The 17,341-nt window shown below is 48.6% G+C and carries 11 protein-coding genes and 4 pseudogenes; 9 read left to right on the top strand and 6 right to left on the bottom strand.

What is annotated here, in order from left to right; genetic code table 11:
* Positions 1-252: 252 nt before the first annotated feature.
* The 5 genes and pseudogenes from J4685_RS01585 to J4685_RS01605 all read left to right on the top strand — a co-directional run.
* A pseudogene (locus J4685_RS01585) lies at positions 253-483 on the top strand (MarR family winged helix-turn-helix transcriptional regulator); the annotation flags it as partial.
* 192 nt (positions 484-675) lie between these two features.
* Positions 676-1,371 (top strand): annotated as a pseudogene (locus tag J4685_RS01590) (DUF1493 family protein); the annotation flags it as partial.
* 436 nt (positions 1,372-1,807) lie between these two features.
* A pseudogene (locus tag J4685_RS01595) lies at positions 1,808-2,473 on the top strand (substrate-binding domain-containing protein); the annotation flags it as partial.
* A gap of 143 nt (positions 2,474-2,616) precedes the next feature.
* Positions 2,617-4,045, top strand: a pseudogene (gene nhaC, locus J4685_RS01600) (Na+/H+ antiporter NhaC).
* 12 nt (positions 4,046-4,057) lie between these two features.
* Positions 4,058-5,260, top strand: coding sequence for a MalY/PatB family protein (locus J4685_RS01605; RefSeq protein ID WP_000347158.1), 1,203 nt, complete (start codon positions 4,058-4,060; stop codon positions 5,258-5,260).
* 113 nt (positions 5,261-5,373) lie between these two features.
* On the opposite strand, the gene glgX is transcribed toward J4685_RS01605, so the two are convergent.
* From glgX to hdeB, 5 genes are all read right to left on the bottom strand, one after another.
* The gene (gene glgX, locus J4685_RS01610) at positions 5,374-7,449 is read right to left on the bottom strand and encodes a glycogen debranching protein GlgX (protein WP_000210603.1); all 2,076 of its coding nucleotides are present in this window, start codon (positions 7,447-7,449) and stop codon (positions 5,374-5,376) included.
* Positions 7,450-7,505: 56 nt separating this feature from the next.
* The gene (treY, locus tag J4685_RS01615; RefSeq protein ID WP_000613166.1) at positions 7,506-10,034 is read right to left on the bottom strand and encodes a malto-oligosyltrehalose synthase; all 2,529 of its coding nucleotides are present in this window, start codon (positions 10,032-10,034) and stop codon (positions 7,506-7,508) included.
* Positions 10,031-11,815, bottom strand: coding sequence for a malto-oligosyltrehalose trehalohydrolase (gene treZ, locus J4685_RS01620; RefSeq protein ID WP_000095565.1), 1,785 nt, complete (start codon positions 11,813-11,815; stop codon positions 10,031-10,033). The genes treY and treZ overlap by 4 nt, the downstream gene beginning before the upstream one ends.
* Before the next feature lie 128 nt (positions 11,816-11,943).
* A complete protein-coding gene (locus J4685_RS01625) occupies positions 11,944-12,729 on the bottom strand; it encodes an OBAP family protein (RefSeq protein WP_000698598.1) in 786 nt (261 codons plus the stop codon).
* 142 nt (positions 12,730-12,871) lie between these two features.
* Positions 12,872-13,201, bottom strand: a complete 330-nt coding sequence (hdeB, locus tag J4685_RS01630) for an acid-activated periplasmic chaperone HdeB (protein WP_001032161.1) — start codon at positions 13,199-13,201, stop codon at positions 12,872-12,874.
* Positions 13,202-13,973: 772 nt separating this feature from the next.
* Here hdeB and J4685_RS01635 point away from each other — a divergent pair.
* Positions 13,974-14,609, top strand: coding sequence for a hypothetical protein (locus J4685_RS01635; RefSeq protein WP_000778347.1), 636 nt, complete (start codon positions 13,974-13,976; stop codon positions 14,607-14,609).
* A gap of 134 nt (positions 14,610-14,743) precedes the next feature.
* The gene (hlyE, locus tag J4685_RS01640; protein WP_016505335.1) at positions 14,744-15,655 is read left to right on the top strand and encodes a hemolysin HlyE; all 912 of its coding nucleotides are present in this window, start codon (positions 14,744-14,746) and stop codon (positions 15,653-15,655) included.
* Positions 15,656-15,775: 120 nt separating this feature from the next.
* On the opposite strand, the gene J4685_RS01645 is transcribed toward hlyE, so the two are convergent.
* The gene (locus J4685_RS01645) at positions 15,776-16,207 is read right to left on the bottom strand and encodes an OsmC family protein (RefSeq protein ID WP_000152297.1); all 432 of its coding nucleotides are present in this window, start codon (positions 16,205-16,207) and stop codon (positions 15,776-15,778) included.
* 511 nt (positions 16,208-16,718) lie between these two features.
* Between J4685_RS01645 and bdm the strand changes: the two genes are divergently transcribed.
* Positions 16,719-16,934 carry a biofilm-dependent modulation protein gene (gene bdm / locus J4685_RS01650; protein WP_000495700.1) on the top strand — a complete coding sequence of 72 codons (216 nt, stop codon included), beginning with the start codon at positions 16,719-16,721 and terminating at the stop codon, positions 16,932-16,934.
* A gap of 94 nt (positions 16,935-17,028) precedes the next feature.
* Positions 17,029-17,172: a stationary-phase-induced ribosome-associated protein gene (gene sra, locus J4685_RS01655; RefSeq protein WP_000841559.1), complete on the top strand. Its 144-nt coding sequence runs from the start codon at positions 17,029-17,031 to the stop codon at positions 17,170-17,172.
* Positions 17,173-17,341: the final 169 nt, after the last annotated feature.

Genomic DNA, 17,341 nt, shown 5'->3' on the forward strand with positions numbered 1-17,341 from the left:
TTATAACATGATGGGATTTTTTTAAATGGTCACACGGATAACGCGTTTCATGTTAGTTCGCTGTGTTTAACTCTCCTTTAAACCCGTCAGTTATGTAAAATAAGATCACAATTAATTACGTGCTGCATAACCATTGATAGGTTTAATTTAATATATTCATCCAATCCATTTTACAAACAAGGAAAGCATGATGAAAAAAAGTAAAGCAATGTTATTTATCGCTCCGGCGCTGTTTTCATACGCCCTGGCTGCATGGAGAAGCTGGGGTTGATAATACGGCAGCATAATGCCATCGATCGTCGTATACGCGAGGCCGTTATCTCCCGGACAGGAAAGGCGATGACGGAGCGTATAGACGCTGCTCGAGAGCAAATGGGCAAAGTTGTTTTTAAAGACTGGCCTCAGGATGAACTTGATGTCTTTGTTCGGTTAATGCAAAAGTTTGCCGATGCAATGGATAGCGATGCTTCAATGCCGGAATAAGCAAAAGAAAAGGGCGGTCAAATCCGATCGTCCAGCTTAATATCGGTATCTGACATTGATTAAATAGCCAGCAAAGTAAATATAACAACAACATTTATTGAGTTAATTTTCACCCTTTGAAAGGCCAACGTATACTGCAGAATACGGCTATATAACAATCGCCGTATCAATGGTTTTTCAAAGGGTAAATAAATGCTTACCGAAAAATATGATTTTCGCATTACCGATCAGATGACTATCCCACTCAGACCTCATTGGATAGCCAATGATTCATACAGGGAAAAGTGTAAAATGCTTGTCCTCAACCGGAGTAAAGGGGAAATTCATAAGGTAGACTTTAGTAAAGTAACAGATTATATCAAAGAAGGTGATGTAATCTGTTTTAACGACAGTACTATAATAAACTATATGTTTATCTGTAAAACAAGACGAAATAGATTAATTAAAATTGTTTTAGAGGGATTTTTACCAAATAATAGAGTAATTATTTCCGGACTTTTAAAAGAAAGGCTTAACGCGAATGATGTTTTCTATTTGGTTGATAATCCTGAAATTTCCATTAAGGTAGAGCAAAAGTTTAGCGAAGAGAGCCAGTACCGAGCCGTCGTAGAAAATCATGATGCCTTAATTTGCTATTTAGCCAGTCATGGTGAGCGTCTTGATGAGTATGTGGATTCCAGCTTATTTTATAAATATCCAGATGCTTACCGCTCCGTTTTTTCTAAAAAGTATGGTTCTTTGGATGTAGATAAAGGGAATTTCTCGATCACAACATACTATCCGCCAGAACCACCGCTAAAGCATTTGCTTAATCCGTTTCGCAAAAACGATATTCCTCAGGCGCCGGAGTTCACGATAGGTATGCTCATTGCGTCTGCCAGGGCTGGTCGCTGGTTGTATGAACTGATTCACGCTTGGGGGCTGCTTTCCGTTCTCCATCATCATGGTGCGCATAATGTATATTATGTTAAATGCACCAGAACAATTAAAAGACATGTTAAGGCGGCTGGATTCGTGCATGTCAAAAAACTTCTGGCCCATAAGTTTGATCCCTTCCCTGCCGTGACGCTGCGCGAATTCTGTTGATTTGCACCCGCTTATCCTGCACACGAACCCTGGTCCGCTGCTTTTTCTGACTGATGTTCTGCAGCTCTGACAACGGCTATAAACGCTTTGATACCCGGATCCACATCCGGCGACAACATGCGCATTGTTGATTTGGCATTCCTGCCGAACCTCGTCAAAAATCGCAGGATAACCGAACGTGACTTTAATCAGCGTGCGCAGCATCCCTTGTTTCTCGTAAGCAGCAGTATCGCTTGATGGTAGTGAGGCTATTGTTGTACACGCCAGCCGATTACCGGATAAAGAGCTGCTGCGCTACGCAGCCCACTTTCCAGCGCTGGTTGTTGTTAATCGTTATATCGCCGGTATGGCCAACCGATGTATCTGGCTGGAAAATCGCAGCGCCGCCAGGGAAGCGACCCGATATCTCCTGGCGAACGGGCATCGGCGCATCGCCTGTGTGACATCTGACTTGCCAATTATCGATCGTCAGGAACGCCTTGATGGTTACCGTCAGGCGCTGGAAGAATATGGTATTTCTCCAGACCCTCGCTGGGTGATTAGCGTTCCGTTTAACGAAGAAGGCGGCGAGCGGGCCGCGCATCAACTTATTAATAGCGGGCTTCCCCTTACGGCAGCGGTCACGTTTAACGATGTGATGGCCGCTGGCATTATGCGTATTCTTCATCAACGCGGCGTTCAGCTTCCGCAACAGCTCTCTATTGTCGGCTTTGATGATGTGGTGCTGGCCCGGTATCTTTATCCGGCGTTAACAACAATGCATTATCCGGTCGAACAAATGGCGCGTTGTGCCGCGCAACTGGCGATACAGTTATACCAGGGCATTACGCCGCCGCCCAGCAGCAATCATTTCAATGCCGAACTGGTGATCCGCGATTCTGTCGCGCCCTATTTTTCACGATGAATGCGTCGTCAACAGTAAAAACTGTGATGACTATCAAATTAACCCTTCTCATGTAATCGGTTACATGGACGAAAGTAATGGATCACAGTAGTGAGAAGCGTATCCCCCTACCCTTGAGCTACCTTACTGACCGGAGCTCCATTATGAGTGCATCACAAAACAAGAAGAAAACGCTGTCATTGGGTTTAGCACTAATCCCAGTCATCTCCATGTTGTTATTGTTGATTATCGGTTACGGCATCATGGGGCTACGTATCGAACCGCTCCTTCTGTGCTCTGCGGCGGTAGCGGCAGGCATTGCATGGTGGCAAGGATACTGTTGGGAAGACATCATCAACTCAGTGGTGGATAAGCTGGCTAAAGCAATGCCGGTTATCATGATCCTGATCTGCGTGGGTGGTTTGATTGGCACCTGGATGTTTAGTGGCACCATTCCCTACATGGTGTACTGGGGGCTAAAACTCATAAGCCCGGAATATATTTTGATTGCAGCCTTCTTTTTAACCAGCGTGGTCTCCGTCTGTACCGGTACATCGTGGGGATCCGCCGGGACGGTTGGCGTTGCGTTAATGGGGGTTGCCGCCGGGCTGGACGTGTCTCTTGCAGCAGCAGCTGGCGCCGTCGTTTCTGGCGCTTATTTCGGCGACAAAATCTCACCGTTGTCCGACTCGACTAACTTTGCCGCGATTGTCGCAGACACTACTCTGTTTGAGCATATTCAGCATTTACTTTGGACGACCCTGCCAAGTTTCCTGCTTGCCGCCGTGGTTTATCTTATCGCCGGACACAGTAATATGCTGGGCGAGGTGGCCACGCCGCAGCGCGTTACGGACATCATCCACTCGCTGGAGTCGCTATACCATTTTAATATTGTTCTTATTTTGCCGCCGGTGATCGTACTGTGGGGCGCAATTCGCAAGAAGCCTGTCATCCCATTAATGTTAAGCGCCTGCGTACTTGCCTTGTTCCTCGGCGTCATCATGCAGGGACTGAGCATCAAACAGGGACTGGACGCTTTCATTGATGGATTTGATATCGCCATGTTCCCACAAGGCGCAGAAGGTGTCGTGGCCGATGTTCCGCGACTGCTAAACCGGGGCGGAATGTTCTCGATGATGGGAACAATACTGTTAGTTTTCTGCGCTTTTTCATTTGCCGGAGCGCTAACGTTAACCGGCGCGTTAACGATCATCATTAACCGACTGCTGACCATTATTCATAGCGTTGGTCAACTCATTGCCGCCACTATCGGCACCACAATTTTGGTCACTGGCATTGTTAGTTCCCGCCGAACTGTTTAAAGATGCCTATCGTCGTATGGGGCTGGATACTAAAAACCTTTCACGGACGATAGAAGATGCCGGTACCGTTATCGAACCTCTCCTGCCGTGGACCTCGGCTGGCGTCTACATGGCAACCACGCTGGGCGTTAGCACGCTTGATCTTCTGCCCCGGGCTATCCAATGCTATGCGGCAATCTTCTTCGCATTAATTTATGGTTTTAGCGGAATTGGTATTGCCAGAACTGCCTCCGCCTCAGAAAAGTCGCCGCAATCGTCAGTGACGGAATAATAAGGAAACAAGATGGATTTTAACCAGATTATCAATCGCAACAATACTGGTTCGGTAAAGTGGGATTTTATTGAGCGTCACTTTGGCGATGGCGCAGGGAAACTGCTGCCGATGTGGGTTTCTGATTTCGATTTTGCCTGCCCGCCTGAGGTTCAGGCGGCATTGCATCAGCGAATCGAGCACGGCGTATTTGGCTATAGTGAACGTGATGAGGCCTATTTTAACGCCCTGCTTCACTGGTTTTCGTCACGCCACCAGCTCACGTTAAAACAGGAATGGGTATGCAGCGTGGAAGGCGTCGTACCAGGGTTGGCGCTCTTAGTGCAAATGTTGACGCATCCAGGCGACGGCGTAGTGGTACAGGGACCATACTATGGCTCCTTCGCCAAAATAATCACGCTTAATGGTAGAAAACTGCTGGAGAATCCCCTTAGCGAGTCGCCGGACGACGGCTACCAGATGGATTTTTGCCAACTGGAAAGGCTGTTTCGCCATGAGCGCCCTCCGCTGATGATTTTGTGTAATCCACATAATCCAACCGGGCGTTGCTGGTCGGCCAACGAGCTGGAGCAACTGCTTTTATTATGTGAAGCTTATGATGTCACTCTCATCTCGGATGAAATATGGGCCGATCTATTGCTGCCCGGCGAAACCTTTACCTCGGTACTGCATTTAGGGGAGCGCTGGCATAAACGGGTCATCTCCGCCACTGCGGCCAGCAAAACGTTTGGCTTATCGTCGTTGCGAATTTCTAATTTTCTCATTCCCGAGCCTACGCTTCGCCAGCGTTTCCTGTCTCGTCTGGACGCTCATGGGTTGGACGTCTTTAACGCTCTCTCCGTTCAGGCGGCGACTACCGCATGGAATGAAAGCAGACAGTGGCTGGATTCGCTACTGGATTACCTGGCGGAAAACCGCCGCTGGTTTGTTGAACAGGCGACAGAGCACCTTCCCTGGGCAAGAATTGTCCCGGCGCAGGGAACCTATTTATTATGGATGGATTGTAAAAAACTGGGACTGGATGACGAACAGCTAAAATGGGTAATGGCGGATGTCGCGGGTATTGCTCCTTCAATGGGCAGCGGCTTTGGCCCGGCGGGCAGCGGATTTATCCGTTTAAATCTGGGATGTCCACGTACCTACCTTGAAATGGCAATAGACGGCCTGAAGCGAATATCGGTGAAGACAATCAAAGGAATACCAACAGGCGGATGAATTTTTCGGGCGGTAAACTGACAACGGTGTTATTTCTGCGACATGATATCGCCTGAGCGCCAGTAAAAAAACCGGCCATCAAGGCCGGTTGGGTCCGGAGCGCGGTTTCACTATCAGGGGCGTCTGAATAATACGATGCTGCGCCCGGCCAGATCGAAATCCATTTCTTCGGTAATCCGCATTCCCTGCTGCGCGTTATCGGCAGTCGTCAGTTCAAGTACCCAGCCGCCTTCTCCCCACATCGGAATACGGAACGGTACGCTGCCTTCAAACGGATTGAAAAGCAGTAAGGCGTCATGCCAGATCCCCGCTTCCGGCTGAAGATCGGGACGACTAATACATACGCCTATCGTCGATCCCTCATCCCATTGTTCGGATTGCTGCGCCCCTCCGCCGGCGTTAAACCAGCGGATCTCCAGACCGTCACGCCAGCTCTCCCGGCGCAGCAACGGTTGCGTGGCGCGCAGTTGAATCAGATGACGGGTAAACTCCCGTAGCGCATTGGCGGTTTCCGGCAAATTATCCCAGTGGACCCACGATATTTCACTGTCCTGACAGTAGCCATTGTTATTGCCCATCTGACTGCGGCCAAACTCATCGCCCGCTAATAACATCGGCGTGCCGTGTGAGAAAAGTAAGGTGGTCAGGAAATTACGTTTCTGTCGCTCGCGTATCGCATTGATGCCCTCGTCGTCGGTTGGCCCTTCTGCGCCATAGTTACAGGAGCGGTTATCATTATGCCCGTCATTATTATCTTCGCCATTGGCTTCATTATGTTTGTCGTTATAAGACACCAGATCGTTCAGCGTGAAGCCGTCATGGGCAGTAATAAAGTTAACGCTTGACCAGGAGCGACGGCCGCGCAAATCGTAGAGATCGCCGGAACCCAGCAGGCGTGCGGCGAAATCATTTGTGACGTTGTCACCTTTCCAGTATTCGCGAACCGTATCGCGATATTTATCATTCCATTCGCCCCACCCTGGTGGAAAACCGCCAACCTGATAGCCGCCCGGTCCGATATCCCAGGGTTCGCCAATCAGTTTCAGTTTTGCCAGCACCGGGTCTTGCGTTACCGCATCAAAAAAGCCGCCTCTCTGATCAAAGCCTTCCGGCTCACGACCAAGAATGGTGCCCAAATCAAAACGAAAGCCGTCGACATGCATTGACTCCGCCCAATAGCGAAGCGAATCCATCACCATTTGCAGTACCCGTGGATGAGAGGTATTGACGGTATTACCTGTCCCTGTATCGTTAATATAATAGCGATGCTGATCGGGCATGGTGCGATAGTAAGAGAAGTTATCGATACCTTTAAATGACAGCGTGGGGCCAAGTTCATTCCCTTCTGCCGTATGGTTATAGACCACATCCAGTATCACTTCGACGCCGGCATCATGGAAAGCGCGCACCATATCGCGGAATCCCTGAATACCTTTTGGACCATAGTAGCGCGTCGCCGGCGCAAAAAAGCCCAGCGAGTTATATCCCCAGAAATTTTTCAGTCCTTTATCGAGCAGATGCTGATCGTCCGGGAACCAGTGAACGGGTAAAAGCTCGACGGAGGTAATCCCCAGACTTTTAATGTAATCCACGCTGGCTTTATGCCCCATGCCCTCAAACGTACCGCGTAGAGGCTCAGGGATCGCCGAATTAAGCTGGGTAAAGCCTTTTACATGCGTTTCATAAATAATGGCGTTCGACCACGGTATGGAAGGCCGTTGTCTATCCTCCCAGTTAGCCTCAGCCGGATCAATCACCCGGCATTTAGGCGTAAATGGCGCGCTATCCTGGTCATCAAAGGTCAAATCTTTATCGTCATGAAGTAATTGATACGCGAAATGCGCATCGTTCCACTGAATATCGCTCACCAGCTCACGGGCATAAGGGTCAATAAGCAGCTTATTGGGGTTAAAACGATGACCATTTTCCGGGTCATAAGGACCGTAAACGCGGTACCCATACAGCGCGCCGGGCTGCAACTTCGGGACATAGCCGTGCCATATTTCGTCGGTATATTCCGGTAACTCCAGACGAGCGATTTCATGCTCCCCACTCGGATCGTAAAGACAAAGCTCGACGCGTTCCGCATGGGCGGAAAAAATAGCGAAATTCACGCCTTCGCCGTCATAATTCGCGCCAAGCGTATGGCTGTATCCTGATCTGATTTCAAAAGCCCTGTTTGTTGTCATTCTCTTTCTCCACCCACGGTAAACGTTGTCCTGTCACGGCACATCAACACATAAACTCAGTCGCTCATTAAAACCAGTACGCCGCCCTGATGTGAGGCCAACGACAGGCGTTCACCAGGCATTAACCTCTCCTGGGTAAGCACATTGCGATAACGACGCTGATTAAGCTGTCCGGGTATAATAATGTCGGTTCCTGACCAGAAACCGCTATGCGATTGTGACAATAAGCCGTCACATTCGGCGAACACCAGTCGGGGCGCAACAACAATCAGCGCATCATCATGATTGACTCTGGCGTAAGCGATGACCTTGTCGGCACGCTGACCAACAGCCCGCAGCGGTATATAGTCGCCAAAACGGAAGAGCTCATGATTCTGCTGACGCAAACGCAGTAAGGCGGCGGTGGCATACTGATTCACCTGCCCGTCCAGCCAACTCTCTTCGCGCGAGAAAACTCCCGGCGTCAGTTGGTCTAACTGCTGCGCCAGCGTGGCGAAATCTGGTTCGCGGCGGTTGTCGGGATCGACAAGGCTAAAATTCAACGCCTCGCTCCCCTGATAGATATCAGGTACTCCCGGCGCGGTTAATTTGATAACGGTCTGCGTCAGGCTGTTAACCAGTCCTGCGCGGATGAAGGGTTGCAAGGAACGATAAAAATCCTGCAAAAATGTCTGATTATCCGGCGCCAGTAAATAACGGGCGTAATCAAGCATTGCCGTTTCGTAAGCCTCATTACTGTCCACCCAATCGGTACGTAGCTTCGCTTCGCGTAGCGCTTTCTCCACAAAGGCTTCAAAGCGTATTTTCAGCGCGTTTAAACCTGTTTCGTCCTGTGGTTGTAGCATCGGGGGCCAGACGCTGGTCAGCGCCTGATATAGCATCCACGTATCCGCCGATTTTGGCGCAGTGCCATCATTCAAAAATTTGACATGGGTCTGGTTCATCTGCCGCCAGCGGGCAAGGCATTCGCTCCACTGTTCCGGCGCTTCGGTAAGCGTATACAGGCGTGCTCGCGCATCCTCGCCTCGCTTGGTATCGTGGGTCGACGTACCGGATAACGCATCAGGCTGTCGCGCCTGTCGGGTTTTCATCTCATGGTGAAAGCGTTCGATGGAGAAGTGATGCGTGACGGGCTCGGCGCCGACTTCATTTAACGCCAGTCCCATGTTTTGACGAAAGAAAAGCGTATCCTCTACCGATTTCGCCATCAGCGGACCGGTGAGTTGCTGGAACCGAACGCGAAACTGTGTCGCCTCCTCCTGGCTGGAGGCGGGAACATCGCCGGTAAGAAGACGGCTCAGAAATGTAAGCGCTTCTGGCTGCGGAGGGTTTTCAAGCGTCTTTACCCGTTCCACAATACGGTGTAACAGGCAAATATCGGTCGGCGGTAGCCCTTCTGCCGTGCCGTAAGTGCGATATACGGGAAAGGCAATTAATAACTCGCGTAACGCCTGCCGAACGACGCTCTCTTCCTGTGCGATCTGTAGCTCGCTGGCAATCGACAGCGCAAGCGCGAGCAGCCGGGTAAATTCCCCCTCGAAATTGCGATCGACCATCAGCAATTTAGCCGCCCGTAATTCCGCCCGCATATCCACTGGCGCGCCTGTTACGGTCTCGTAAGCCTGGCGCAGATTGTCTATCTGCTCATCGTCAACCAGTACTTCCGCCAGCGAGGCGATGAATTCATAGCCTGTGGTGCCGGAAACCGGCCAGTCATCAGGAAGTTGCTCGCCTTTAGCGAGAATTTTTTCCACGGTGATATAGCACGCCGGTCCCACTTCCTGACGTAAACGCGCAAGATAGGCTTTCGGATCGGCAAGGCCGTCGATATGATCGATACGTAAACCGTCAACCGCCCCCGTTCTGACCAGCTCCAGAATCAGCCGATGTGTATCGTCGAAGACGATTTTATCTTCCACCCGCATTCCCACCAGCCCTGTGACCTCAAAGAAACGCCGATATGAAAGCGAGCGAGCGGCATCGCGCCAGGACATTAATTTCCACGGCTGGCGCTCATGCAAATCAGCAATAGCGGCTTTATCGGTAAGCGCCAGTATTTCGGCCTCGCGCCCCTGCCACGTCGCCGGCGCAAGCGGATAATAGTTATCATAATAGGCGAACGTGGGTTTACCCGTAGCGGGATCGGGCTTGATCGCAACTTCTCCGTTTTCCAGCACGGCGTCAAACGTGTCGCCTAAAAAAGGCAGCGTCAGTCGGCGCGACCAGTCAATATCGAAATGGCGCGCGTAACGGCTCTCCTTGCCATATTCAAGCACGTCGCGCCACCAGGCGTTTTCCAGCGAGCTGGCCATGTGATTAGGCACAATATCGATGATCAATCTCAGACCTTGTGCTTTAAGTTCAGCCACCAGTCTTTCAAATCCTTCGCGCCCGCCAATAGAAGGCTCAATCTCATTCGCATCGGTGACATCATAACCATGCGTTGACGCTTTGGTGGCGGTAAAGATGGGTGAGGCATAAAGATGGCTGATACCCAGATTTTTAAGGTAAGGCACCAGCGCCGCAGCGCGGTCGAAGGTCATGCCATTGCGAAACTGAAGACGATACGTTGCAGTTGGGATCATGATGCAGACTCTCCCTGGGCTAAGCGGACAATAAGAGAATATTGGGAAAGCGACCCGGTGGATTCATTCGGCCAGGCAAAGAGAGTCTTACCCGGTAAATCGGGCAGCAATACCGTCGTGGCGCTAATATTCAGCGCCAGTGACAGTGTTCCTCCCGGAAAACGCCAGCTAACGGCAATAAACCCGGGCGCGGTTTGCAATACCGTTCCTGAGCTCTCACGGGCAGCGGACAACAGCGGCACGATATGCTTCTGGCGCAAAAGCAGTAGTTCGCGGGTAAACGCCAGCCACGCTTTACCCTCTTCACTGTGCTGTTGCTTCCAGTTAAGTTTTGAGCGTTGAAAGGTCTCTGGTGCATTCGGGTCCGGAACATTCTCCCCTGCATGATCGGCAAACTCTTTTGCGCGACCTTCACGAACGGCGCGGGCTAAATCCCCATGGAAATCGGTAAAAAAAAGAAAAGGACGGCTTTCGCCATACTCTTCGCCCATAAAAAGCAGCGGAATATGCGGTGAAAGCAGCAACGTGGCGAGCAATACTTTTGTTCGTTCAGCGCCCGCCAGGGTTATCAGTCTGTCGCCCTGGGCGCGGTTACCGACCTGATCGTGATTCTGAATAAAATCCACAAAGGCGACCGGGGGTTGTCCGGTACTTTTTACGCCGCGAGGTTCGCCGGTTTGTGGTGAAATTTCCCCCTGATAAGCGAATCCTTCGGCCAGCGCTCTTGCGAGGTGTTTTTCCGGGGCATCAGCAAAATCATTGTAGTAGGCCTGGGTCTCTCCGGTCGCAAAAACGTGGACGGCATTATGAAAATCGTCATTCCATTCGGCGGTAAACAGCGGCGCATTGCCATCCTGATCACGGGGATGCAGAGAAATAATATTGCGGCTATCTTCGGTAGTCAGATGAATGGGTCTGTCGGTAATGTCTTCCCGAATACGTTGTGCGATTTCAACCAGCACATGCCTGGCGCTACTGTCCTCAATCTGATCGATAGCGTCAAAGCGTAAGCCGTCGAGATGGTATTCTGTCAGCCAGTATAACGGCGCCTCGATGATATAGCGCCGCACGGCGTCGACATCATAGGCGATACCATTTCCCCACGGCGTCATGCGCTCTTTGTGGAAAAACGCCGGCGCCAATAGCGGTAAATAATTTCCCTCCGGGCCGAAATGGTTCAGCACAATATCCAGGACGACGGAAAGACCATACCCATGCGCGGCGTCAATAAACGCTTTGAAATCATCCGGCGTCCCATAGGCAGAATGCGGCGCGTAAAGCAGTACGCCGTCATAGCCCCAGCCACGCTCGCCGCCAAATTGCGCAACGGGCATCACTTCAATAACGGTAACGCCGAGTTCAGCGAGATAAGGCAGCTTCGCTATTGCGGCGCGGAAAGTGCCTTCCGGAGTGAACGTGCCTGTATGCATCTCGTACACCACGGCCTGCTCCCAACGGCTACCTTTCCACCCGGTGTTGCGCCACGCGTAGCTGCCTGGATCAACCACATATGACGGACCATTGACGTCAGTTTTTTGGGCGCGGGAAGCCGGATCGGGGACCACCATGCCATCGCTGAGTACAAAGTTATACTCCGTACCTGGCGTCACCCCGGATACATCCAGCGTAAACCAGCCGTCACCGCTCACCTGCATTTCCTGGTCTTTACCCGCAAGCCTGAGCATAACCTTTTGCTGACCGGTGGCCCAAAGACGAAAGCGGACGACATCAGCGGCGATATATTCAGCCCCCCAGCTTTTGCAAAAAATTTTTGAACTCATTTGTCGCTCCGTTTAACCCATAACCTCTACAGCATCCGAAAAACAAGCATAGACTATGGGGCTAATTTTTACGTGACACTGTCACTTAACAGGCATTCTTTTTCCTATCTGCGTGTAAAACCGTGGAATTATTGTCGGGATTGCTCAGATGTACCGAAGTGCGCGGTATCGCCTCGCCCGTGTTCGCCAGAGCCCTGAACACGCTGTAGCTGGATAACCTCCCCCTGCTCCCAGGCGTTAGCCCCTTTAACAACGGGATGCTCAGGCAGATCCTGCCGCTCGCGTTTAATGGCCTGGGTATCAATTCCCAGACGGCGATCCCGATCGGCCAGCAGTGCGGGGTCAAGCTGCCCGTCGCCAGTAAAGCCCATCATCAGCGCAGGGATACCCATTGGCAGGGTTTTATCCCGGTCGGTATGCCAGGTGTGCCAGGTCTTGCCATAAGTATTAACAATCTTACTCATCAACGCCTTATCAGCGACCTGCGGTAAGCCAGGCGCCACCAGGCTACCGGATTTCACCTCGTACTGGTGGCTGTGCCACAGTTTTTTCTCCTCGGGAGGAAGCGTTTTAAATAAACGTTCGCTGATAATGTACTCCACCCCCATCAGGCGCGCGTTTTTCGTGTTGCCGTCGTAAATCACCGCCTGCATGACATCTTCGTTCAGGACGGTAACGTAATGGTGCGCTTCCATCTGTCCGTTTTTATCACCGCTATAAAAATGGAACCCGTCAAGGTAGGTACTGATGGCATCGACAGGTGGTCTGGATTGAATAGCCGCCGCGCCTGTTTCCAGGGTACGTAATTTGGCAGAGGTTTTTTCCCCAGGAATAGGCGTTTGCGGCGGCGTATTATTGGCGCCACATCCGGCCAGAAAAGGAATGATAAAGAGTGCCAGCGGTAAAATTTTCATTAGGTCTCCATATAGTGAAAGGGCTCTAATGAAAATAGTGCAATACCACGTGATTGGTAGAAGAAATGGAAGATGTTATTTGTGACGGTGTCACAAATAGTAAAACCCGACACACAGGCCGGGTTTTGATATCAGTTTACTCTTATTTTGAGAGTTCTTTCTTGATTTCGTCTTTTATTTTGCTTAATTCACTCTGCGGGTTTTTCTTACAAAGCTCAACGGCTAGCGGCACTGCTGTCGTCTCAGTTTCCTGGAAATCTACGTAGTCCCCGCCTTTAAAATCTTCATCTTCATTCAGCACCCAGAAAGCGACTGGCGCCATCGTCTGCGGATTGAGGTCAACAAACTCCTGGCAGCTCATACCTTTAGGCGTAACGTTTGTTTTAGTAGTATCTGTTGCCGCATTCACGCTAACACTGGTTACCAGCGCTGCCACGATAATACCTGCTGTAGCAAGGGAGAATTTATTCATTGTTGTTACTCCAATAATTATATAAATAACCTCTACATCTGCGCGTTAACCCGTTAATGTAGAACGCAGAAAATAATACCCCTCCTCTCTCAGGAATAAAGATCACCCTCCGTGATATGGCTATTATTGATATTTACGTTGACTGATTTTGATGTTTGATGAATAAAGCAACATGGCGAGCAGATTTTAGGGCGAAAAAGTAGACCACGACAATAGCCACGGATGTGGTATGCACTACGTTGAGCTGATGAAAGAGAACTTCGCTCTGACATGCCGTCGCGATCGCGCGCCAGCCAGACACAAACGGTGGGCAGAACAAACATCGTAAAACAGATTGCCTGTCAGCATTCCGGAGGCAACCACCAACCCTGGCCAAAACGGCTTGCGGCGTTTACGCCGCTGGCGAACCCTATCAGGGCTAAACCAACCACTATTGCCCCGGTAGTCATCAGCACCGGGCGCAATCGGATCTACAATACAATTTCATAGCATTTACAGATAGTCGGACAATTTCAGGTTTCCGTAATCATAAAAAACACCTTTCGTACACAAACTGTATACTTCCAGTAGATTTATTGTTATTTAGCACTATAACTGCAAGCAGTTGAATCCAAAGGGTAATAATTCAGGTATTATTAGGAGGGAAATTTATATGATTAAGATAAATAAATACTTATCGGTGAAGTGAGCGACGTTTAAGTTTTGTTGCAACCACGGCTTTATACTTTTTACGAGTGCTATTTTTTTTTGGCTAATTAAAAAGGTAAAGTTAATGAAACTATCCGTAACATTGGCGTTTTTCGGTTACATGATGGTATCCAGTATGGCACAAGCTAGCGATATCAATATGTGGCGTGAACCCAAACCTGTTGTGAAAGAAGGTAAATATTACAGCTTAATCATGGATCGTGGCGAGTTGCAGAAAGCAGTAAAAAGCAGCAATAACAACTATCTCTTTTCCGAAAAAGGTGCAGGAGTGAAACCGCTGGTATTGATTGGCTCTCCGGTAGAGATTAGCGAATTTATGTTGCAAAATAAAACTCGCAGCATTGAAAACCACATTAAAGGTCTACCTGACATTTATATGGGAGTGACAAAATATAAACCCAAACAACGTTTTACCGGCTTATTTCCGCTACAGGATATATTGACTCAAACTGTTGATCAGGTATCGAAATTTGTGCCCGGTACCGATATCACCGATGCGGTGGGTATCCCCTCCGACCTAAAAGCATTACAGCAAGCCATTTTGGCTATGAAGCCAAAAGATAAAACCAGCAACAATATACTGTACGTCAAATTTAGCTACTTACCGGAAGATGGGATGGTGAAAGTAGGAAGCAAAACAGTTTCTTTTGGTCGTATTCTGGAAAAAATGCAGCAGAGTAATCGTACCCAGCGTAGATAAGCAGGAAGTTGGCAGTATTTCCAGCTTCTGGAATGCTAACTTAAGCTACAAAAGCTGTCTGGAGGCAATAGGTAGGAATAAGTTATAAAACAATAGCTTAATTGCAATTTATATATTTAAAGAGGCAAATGATTATGACTGGAATATTTGCAGAACAAACTGTAGAGGTAGTTAAAAGCGCGATCGAAACCGCAGATGGGGCATTAGATTTTTATAACAAATACCTCGACCAGGTTATCCCCTGGAAGACCTTTGATGAAACCATAAAAGAGTTAAGCCGTTTTAAACAGGAGTACTCGCAGGAAGCTTCTGTTTTAGTTGGTGATATTAAAGTTTTGCTTATGGACAGCCAGGATAAGTATTTTGAAGCGACACAAACTGTTTATGAATGGTGTGGTGTCGTGACGCAATTACTCTCAGCGTATATTTTACTATTTGATGAATATAATGAGAAAAAAGCATCAGCGCAGAAAGACATTCTCATCAGGATATTAGATGATGGCGTCAATAAACTGAATGAAGCGCAAAAATCTCTCCTGGGAAGTTCACAAAGTTTCAACAACGCTTCAGGAAAACTGCTGGCATTAGATAGCCAGTTAACTAATGATTTCTCGGAAAAAAGTAGTTATTTCCAGTCACAGGTGGATAGAATTCGTAAGGAAGCTTATGCCGGTGCTGCAGCAGGCATAGTCGCCGGTCCGTTTGGATTAATTATTTCCTATTCTATTGCTGCGGGCGTGATTGAAGGGAAATTGATTCCAGAATTGAATGACAGGCTAAAAGCAGTGCAAAATTTCTTTACTAGCTTATCAGTCACAGTGAAACAAGCGAATAAAGATATCGATGCGGCAAAATTGAAATTAGCCACTGAAATAGCAGCAATTGGGGAGATAAAAACGGAAACCGAAACAACCAGATTCTACGTTGATTATGATGATTTAATGCTTTCTTTACTAAAAGGAGCTGCAAAGAAAATGATTAACACCTGTAATGAATACCAACAAAGGCACGGTAAGAAGACGCTTCTCGAGGTTCCTGACATCTGATACATTTTCATTCGCTCTGTTTACTTTTAACGCCCGATAGCGTGAAGAAAATGAGAGACGGAGAAAAAGCGATATTCAACAGCCCGATAAACAAGAGTCGTTACCGGGCTGGCGAGGTTATCATGCGTTAAGCTGGTAGTCGAGGGTGATTTCCGCATTCAGAACCTGCGATACCGGGCACCCGGCTTTTGCTTTCTGGATGATTTGATCGAAAGTTGAAGCATCAATATCTGCTACCGCAACTTTGCTTTGTAGCGCAATTTTGGTAATGGCGAAGCCCGCCTCCACCTTATCAAGCGATACGTCAGCGGTGGTGTCAATGGATGTCGGCGTAAATCCAGCCTCTCCCAGCATGAGTGATAGCGCCATGGAGAAACAGGCCGCATGTGCGGCGCCAATTAGCTCTTCCGGGTTGGTTCCTTGCGCGCCTTCGAACCGGGTATTGAATCCATACGGTTGTTGATTAAGCACGCCGCTTTCTGTTGATACAGTGCCTTTACCTCGTTTGATGTCGCCTTCCCAGTGTGCCTGACCTTTCTTATGGATTGTCATTTTTGCTCTCCTGTTGGCTCAAAAAATAAAGTATAGACCATGCTGCAAATCTGCGTTGTCCATGCCGATGGAGGTAGCATGTTGTCGATTACCCGCACTTCAGATATAGAAAATAGTTGTATGCTTTTTCAGTGATGAATATTAAACCAACAGGCCTCCCTTTCTTTAAAGAATATATCCCTCCTTTTGTCCTTACTTTTTCTTCCGGAGGCGCATTCCATTATGTATATTTTCATTAAAATTAAGATTTATCTTATCTCGTTGTAATAAAGGATAAAAATCGCAATAAGTAGCCTTTTAAATGTATATTAGTTGACCACCACTAGTATGAGGATATGTAATTGGCAAACGTAATATATTTTCTTCTGGGGTAAACAATTAGAGTTCCGCCTTGCGTTAAAATAACTCCAGGACTAATCTTAACCACAGCCGCAAAAATATTTGCCATGCTGAATACGAATTAATTTTCTGCGAGCCGTACTAAATAAATACATGTTCACGGAGGCATTATATGTTTACTTATCACTCAGCAAATACCTCAGCAGCACAACCGGCCTTGGTCAACGCGATTGAACAAGGATTACGCGCGGAGTTAGGCGTTGTCACTGAAGATGATATTTTAATGGAGCTGACCAAATGGGTTGAGGCTTCCGACAATGACATCCTCAGTGACATCTACCAGCAGACCATCAACTATGTGGTAAGCGGGCAGCACCCGACTCTGTAAAACCTGCTATGCTGTATCGGCAACCTTAGGGGTTACGTTTCTTTCGCGTAAGCGAATTTGTCCTTAAAACTAGCAACAGGATTGAGGAGTTAACATGAAATCGAACCGTCAGGCTCGTCATATACTTGGACTGGATTACAGAATTTCCAACCAGCGTAAGGTTGTTACTGAAGGCGACACCAGCAGCGTGGTGAATAACCCAACCGGCAGAAAGCGTCGCGCCGATAGCCAAAAGTAATCGTACAGTCCTGAAATGACGTTAAACACCATTGCATCTGCAATGGTGTTTTTGTTTATAGGAATGACCTTAACGTCTCACAATGCTTTATACTCAGGGTCGGTTCCCTGGTGGAAGGCAATATATGATGATAAACGACGGTGCCAGGGACAGTTATTCGAAAAAGAGT

Origin of the sequence: Salmonella sp. 32100201201700099SM (assembly GCF_017572645.1) — a bacterium.
In the GTDB taxonomy this organism is placed as follows: Bacteria; Pseudomonadota; Gammaproteobacteria; order Enterobacterales; family Enterobacteriaceae; genus Salmonella; species Salmonella enterica.

Bases quoted from the DNA above. Each gene is read 5' to 3' on its own strand.
- J4685_RS01605 (WP_000347158.1), top strand. From the start codon at position 4,058: ATGGATTTTAACCAGATTATCAATCGCAACAATACTGGTTCGGTAAAG.
- glgX (WP_000210603.1), bottom strand. From the start codon at position 7,449: ATGACAACAAACAGGGCTTTTGAAATCAGATCAGGATACAGCCATACG.
- treY (WP_000613166.1), bottom strand. From the start codon at position 10,034: ATGATCCCAACTGCAACGTATCGTCTTCAGTTTCGCAATGGCATGACC.
- treZ (WP_000095565.1), bottom strand. From the start codon at position 11,815: ATGAGTTCAAAAATTTTTTGCAAAAGCTGGGGGGCTGAATATATCGCC.
- J4685_RS01625 (WP_000698598.1), bottom strand. From the start codon at position 12,729: ATGAAAATTTTACCGCTGGCACTCTTTATCATTCCTTTTCTGGCCGGA.
- hdeB (WP_001032161.1), bottom strand. From the start codon at position 13,201: ATGAATAAATTCTCCCTTGCTACAGCAGGTATTATCGTGGCAGCGCTG.
- J4685_RS01635 (WP_000778347.1), top strand. From the start codon at position 13,974: ATGAAACTATCCGTAACATTGGCGTTTTTCGGTTACATGATGGTATCC.
- hlyE (WP_016505335.1), top strand. From the start codon at position 14,744: ATGACTGGAATATTTGCAGAACAAACTGTAGAGGTAGTTAAAAGCGCG.
- J4685_RS01645 (WP_000152297.1), bottom strand. From the start codon at position 16,207: ATGACAATCCATAAGAAAGGTCAGGCACACTGGGAAGGCGACATCAAA.
- bdm (WP_000495700.1), top strand. From the start codon at position 16,719: ATGTTTACTTATCACTCAGCAAATACCTCAGCAGCACAACCGGCCTTG.
- sra (WP_000841559.1), top strand. From the start codon at position 17,029: ATGAAATCGAACCGTCAGGCTCGTCATATACTTGGACTGGATTACAGA.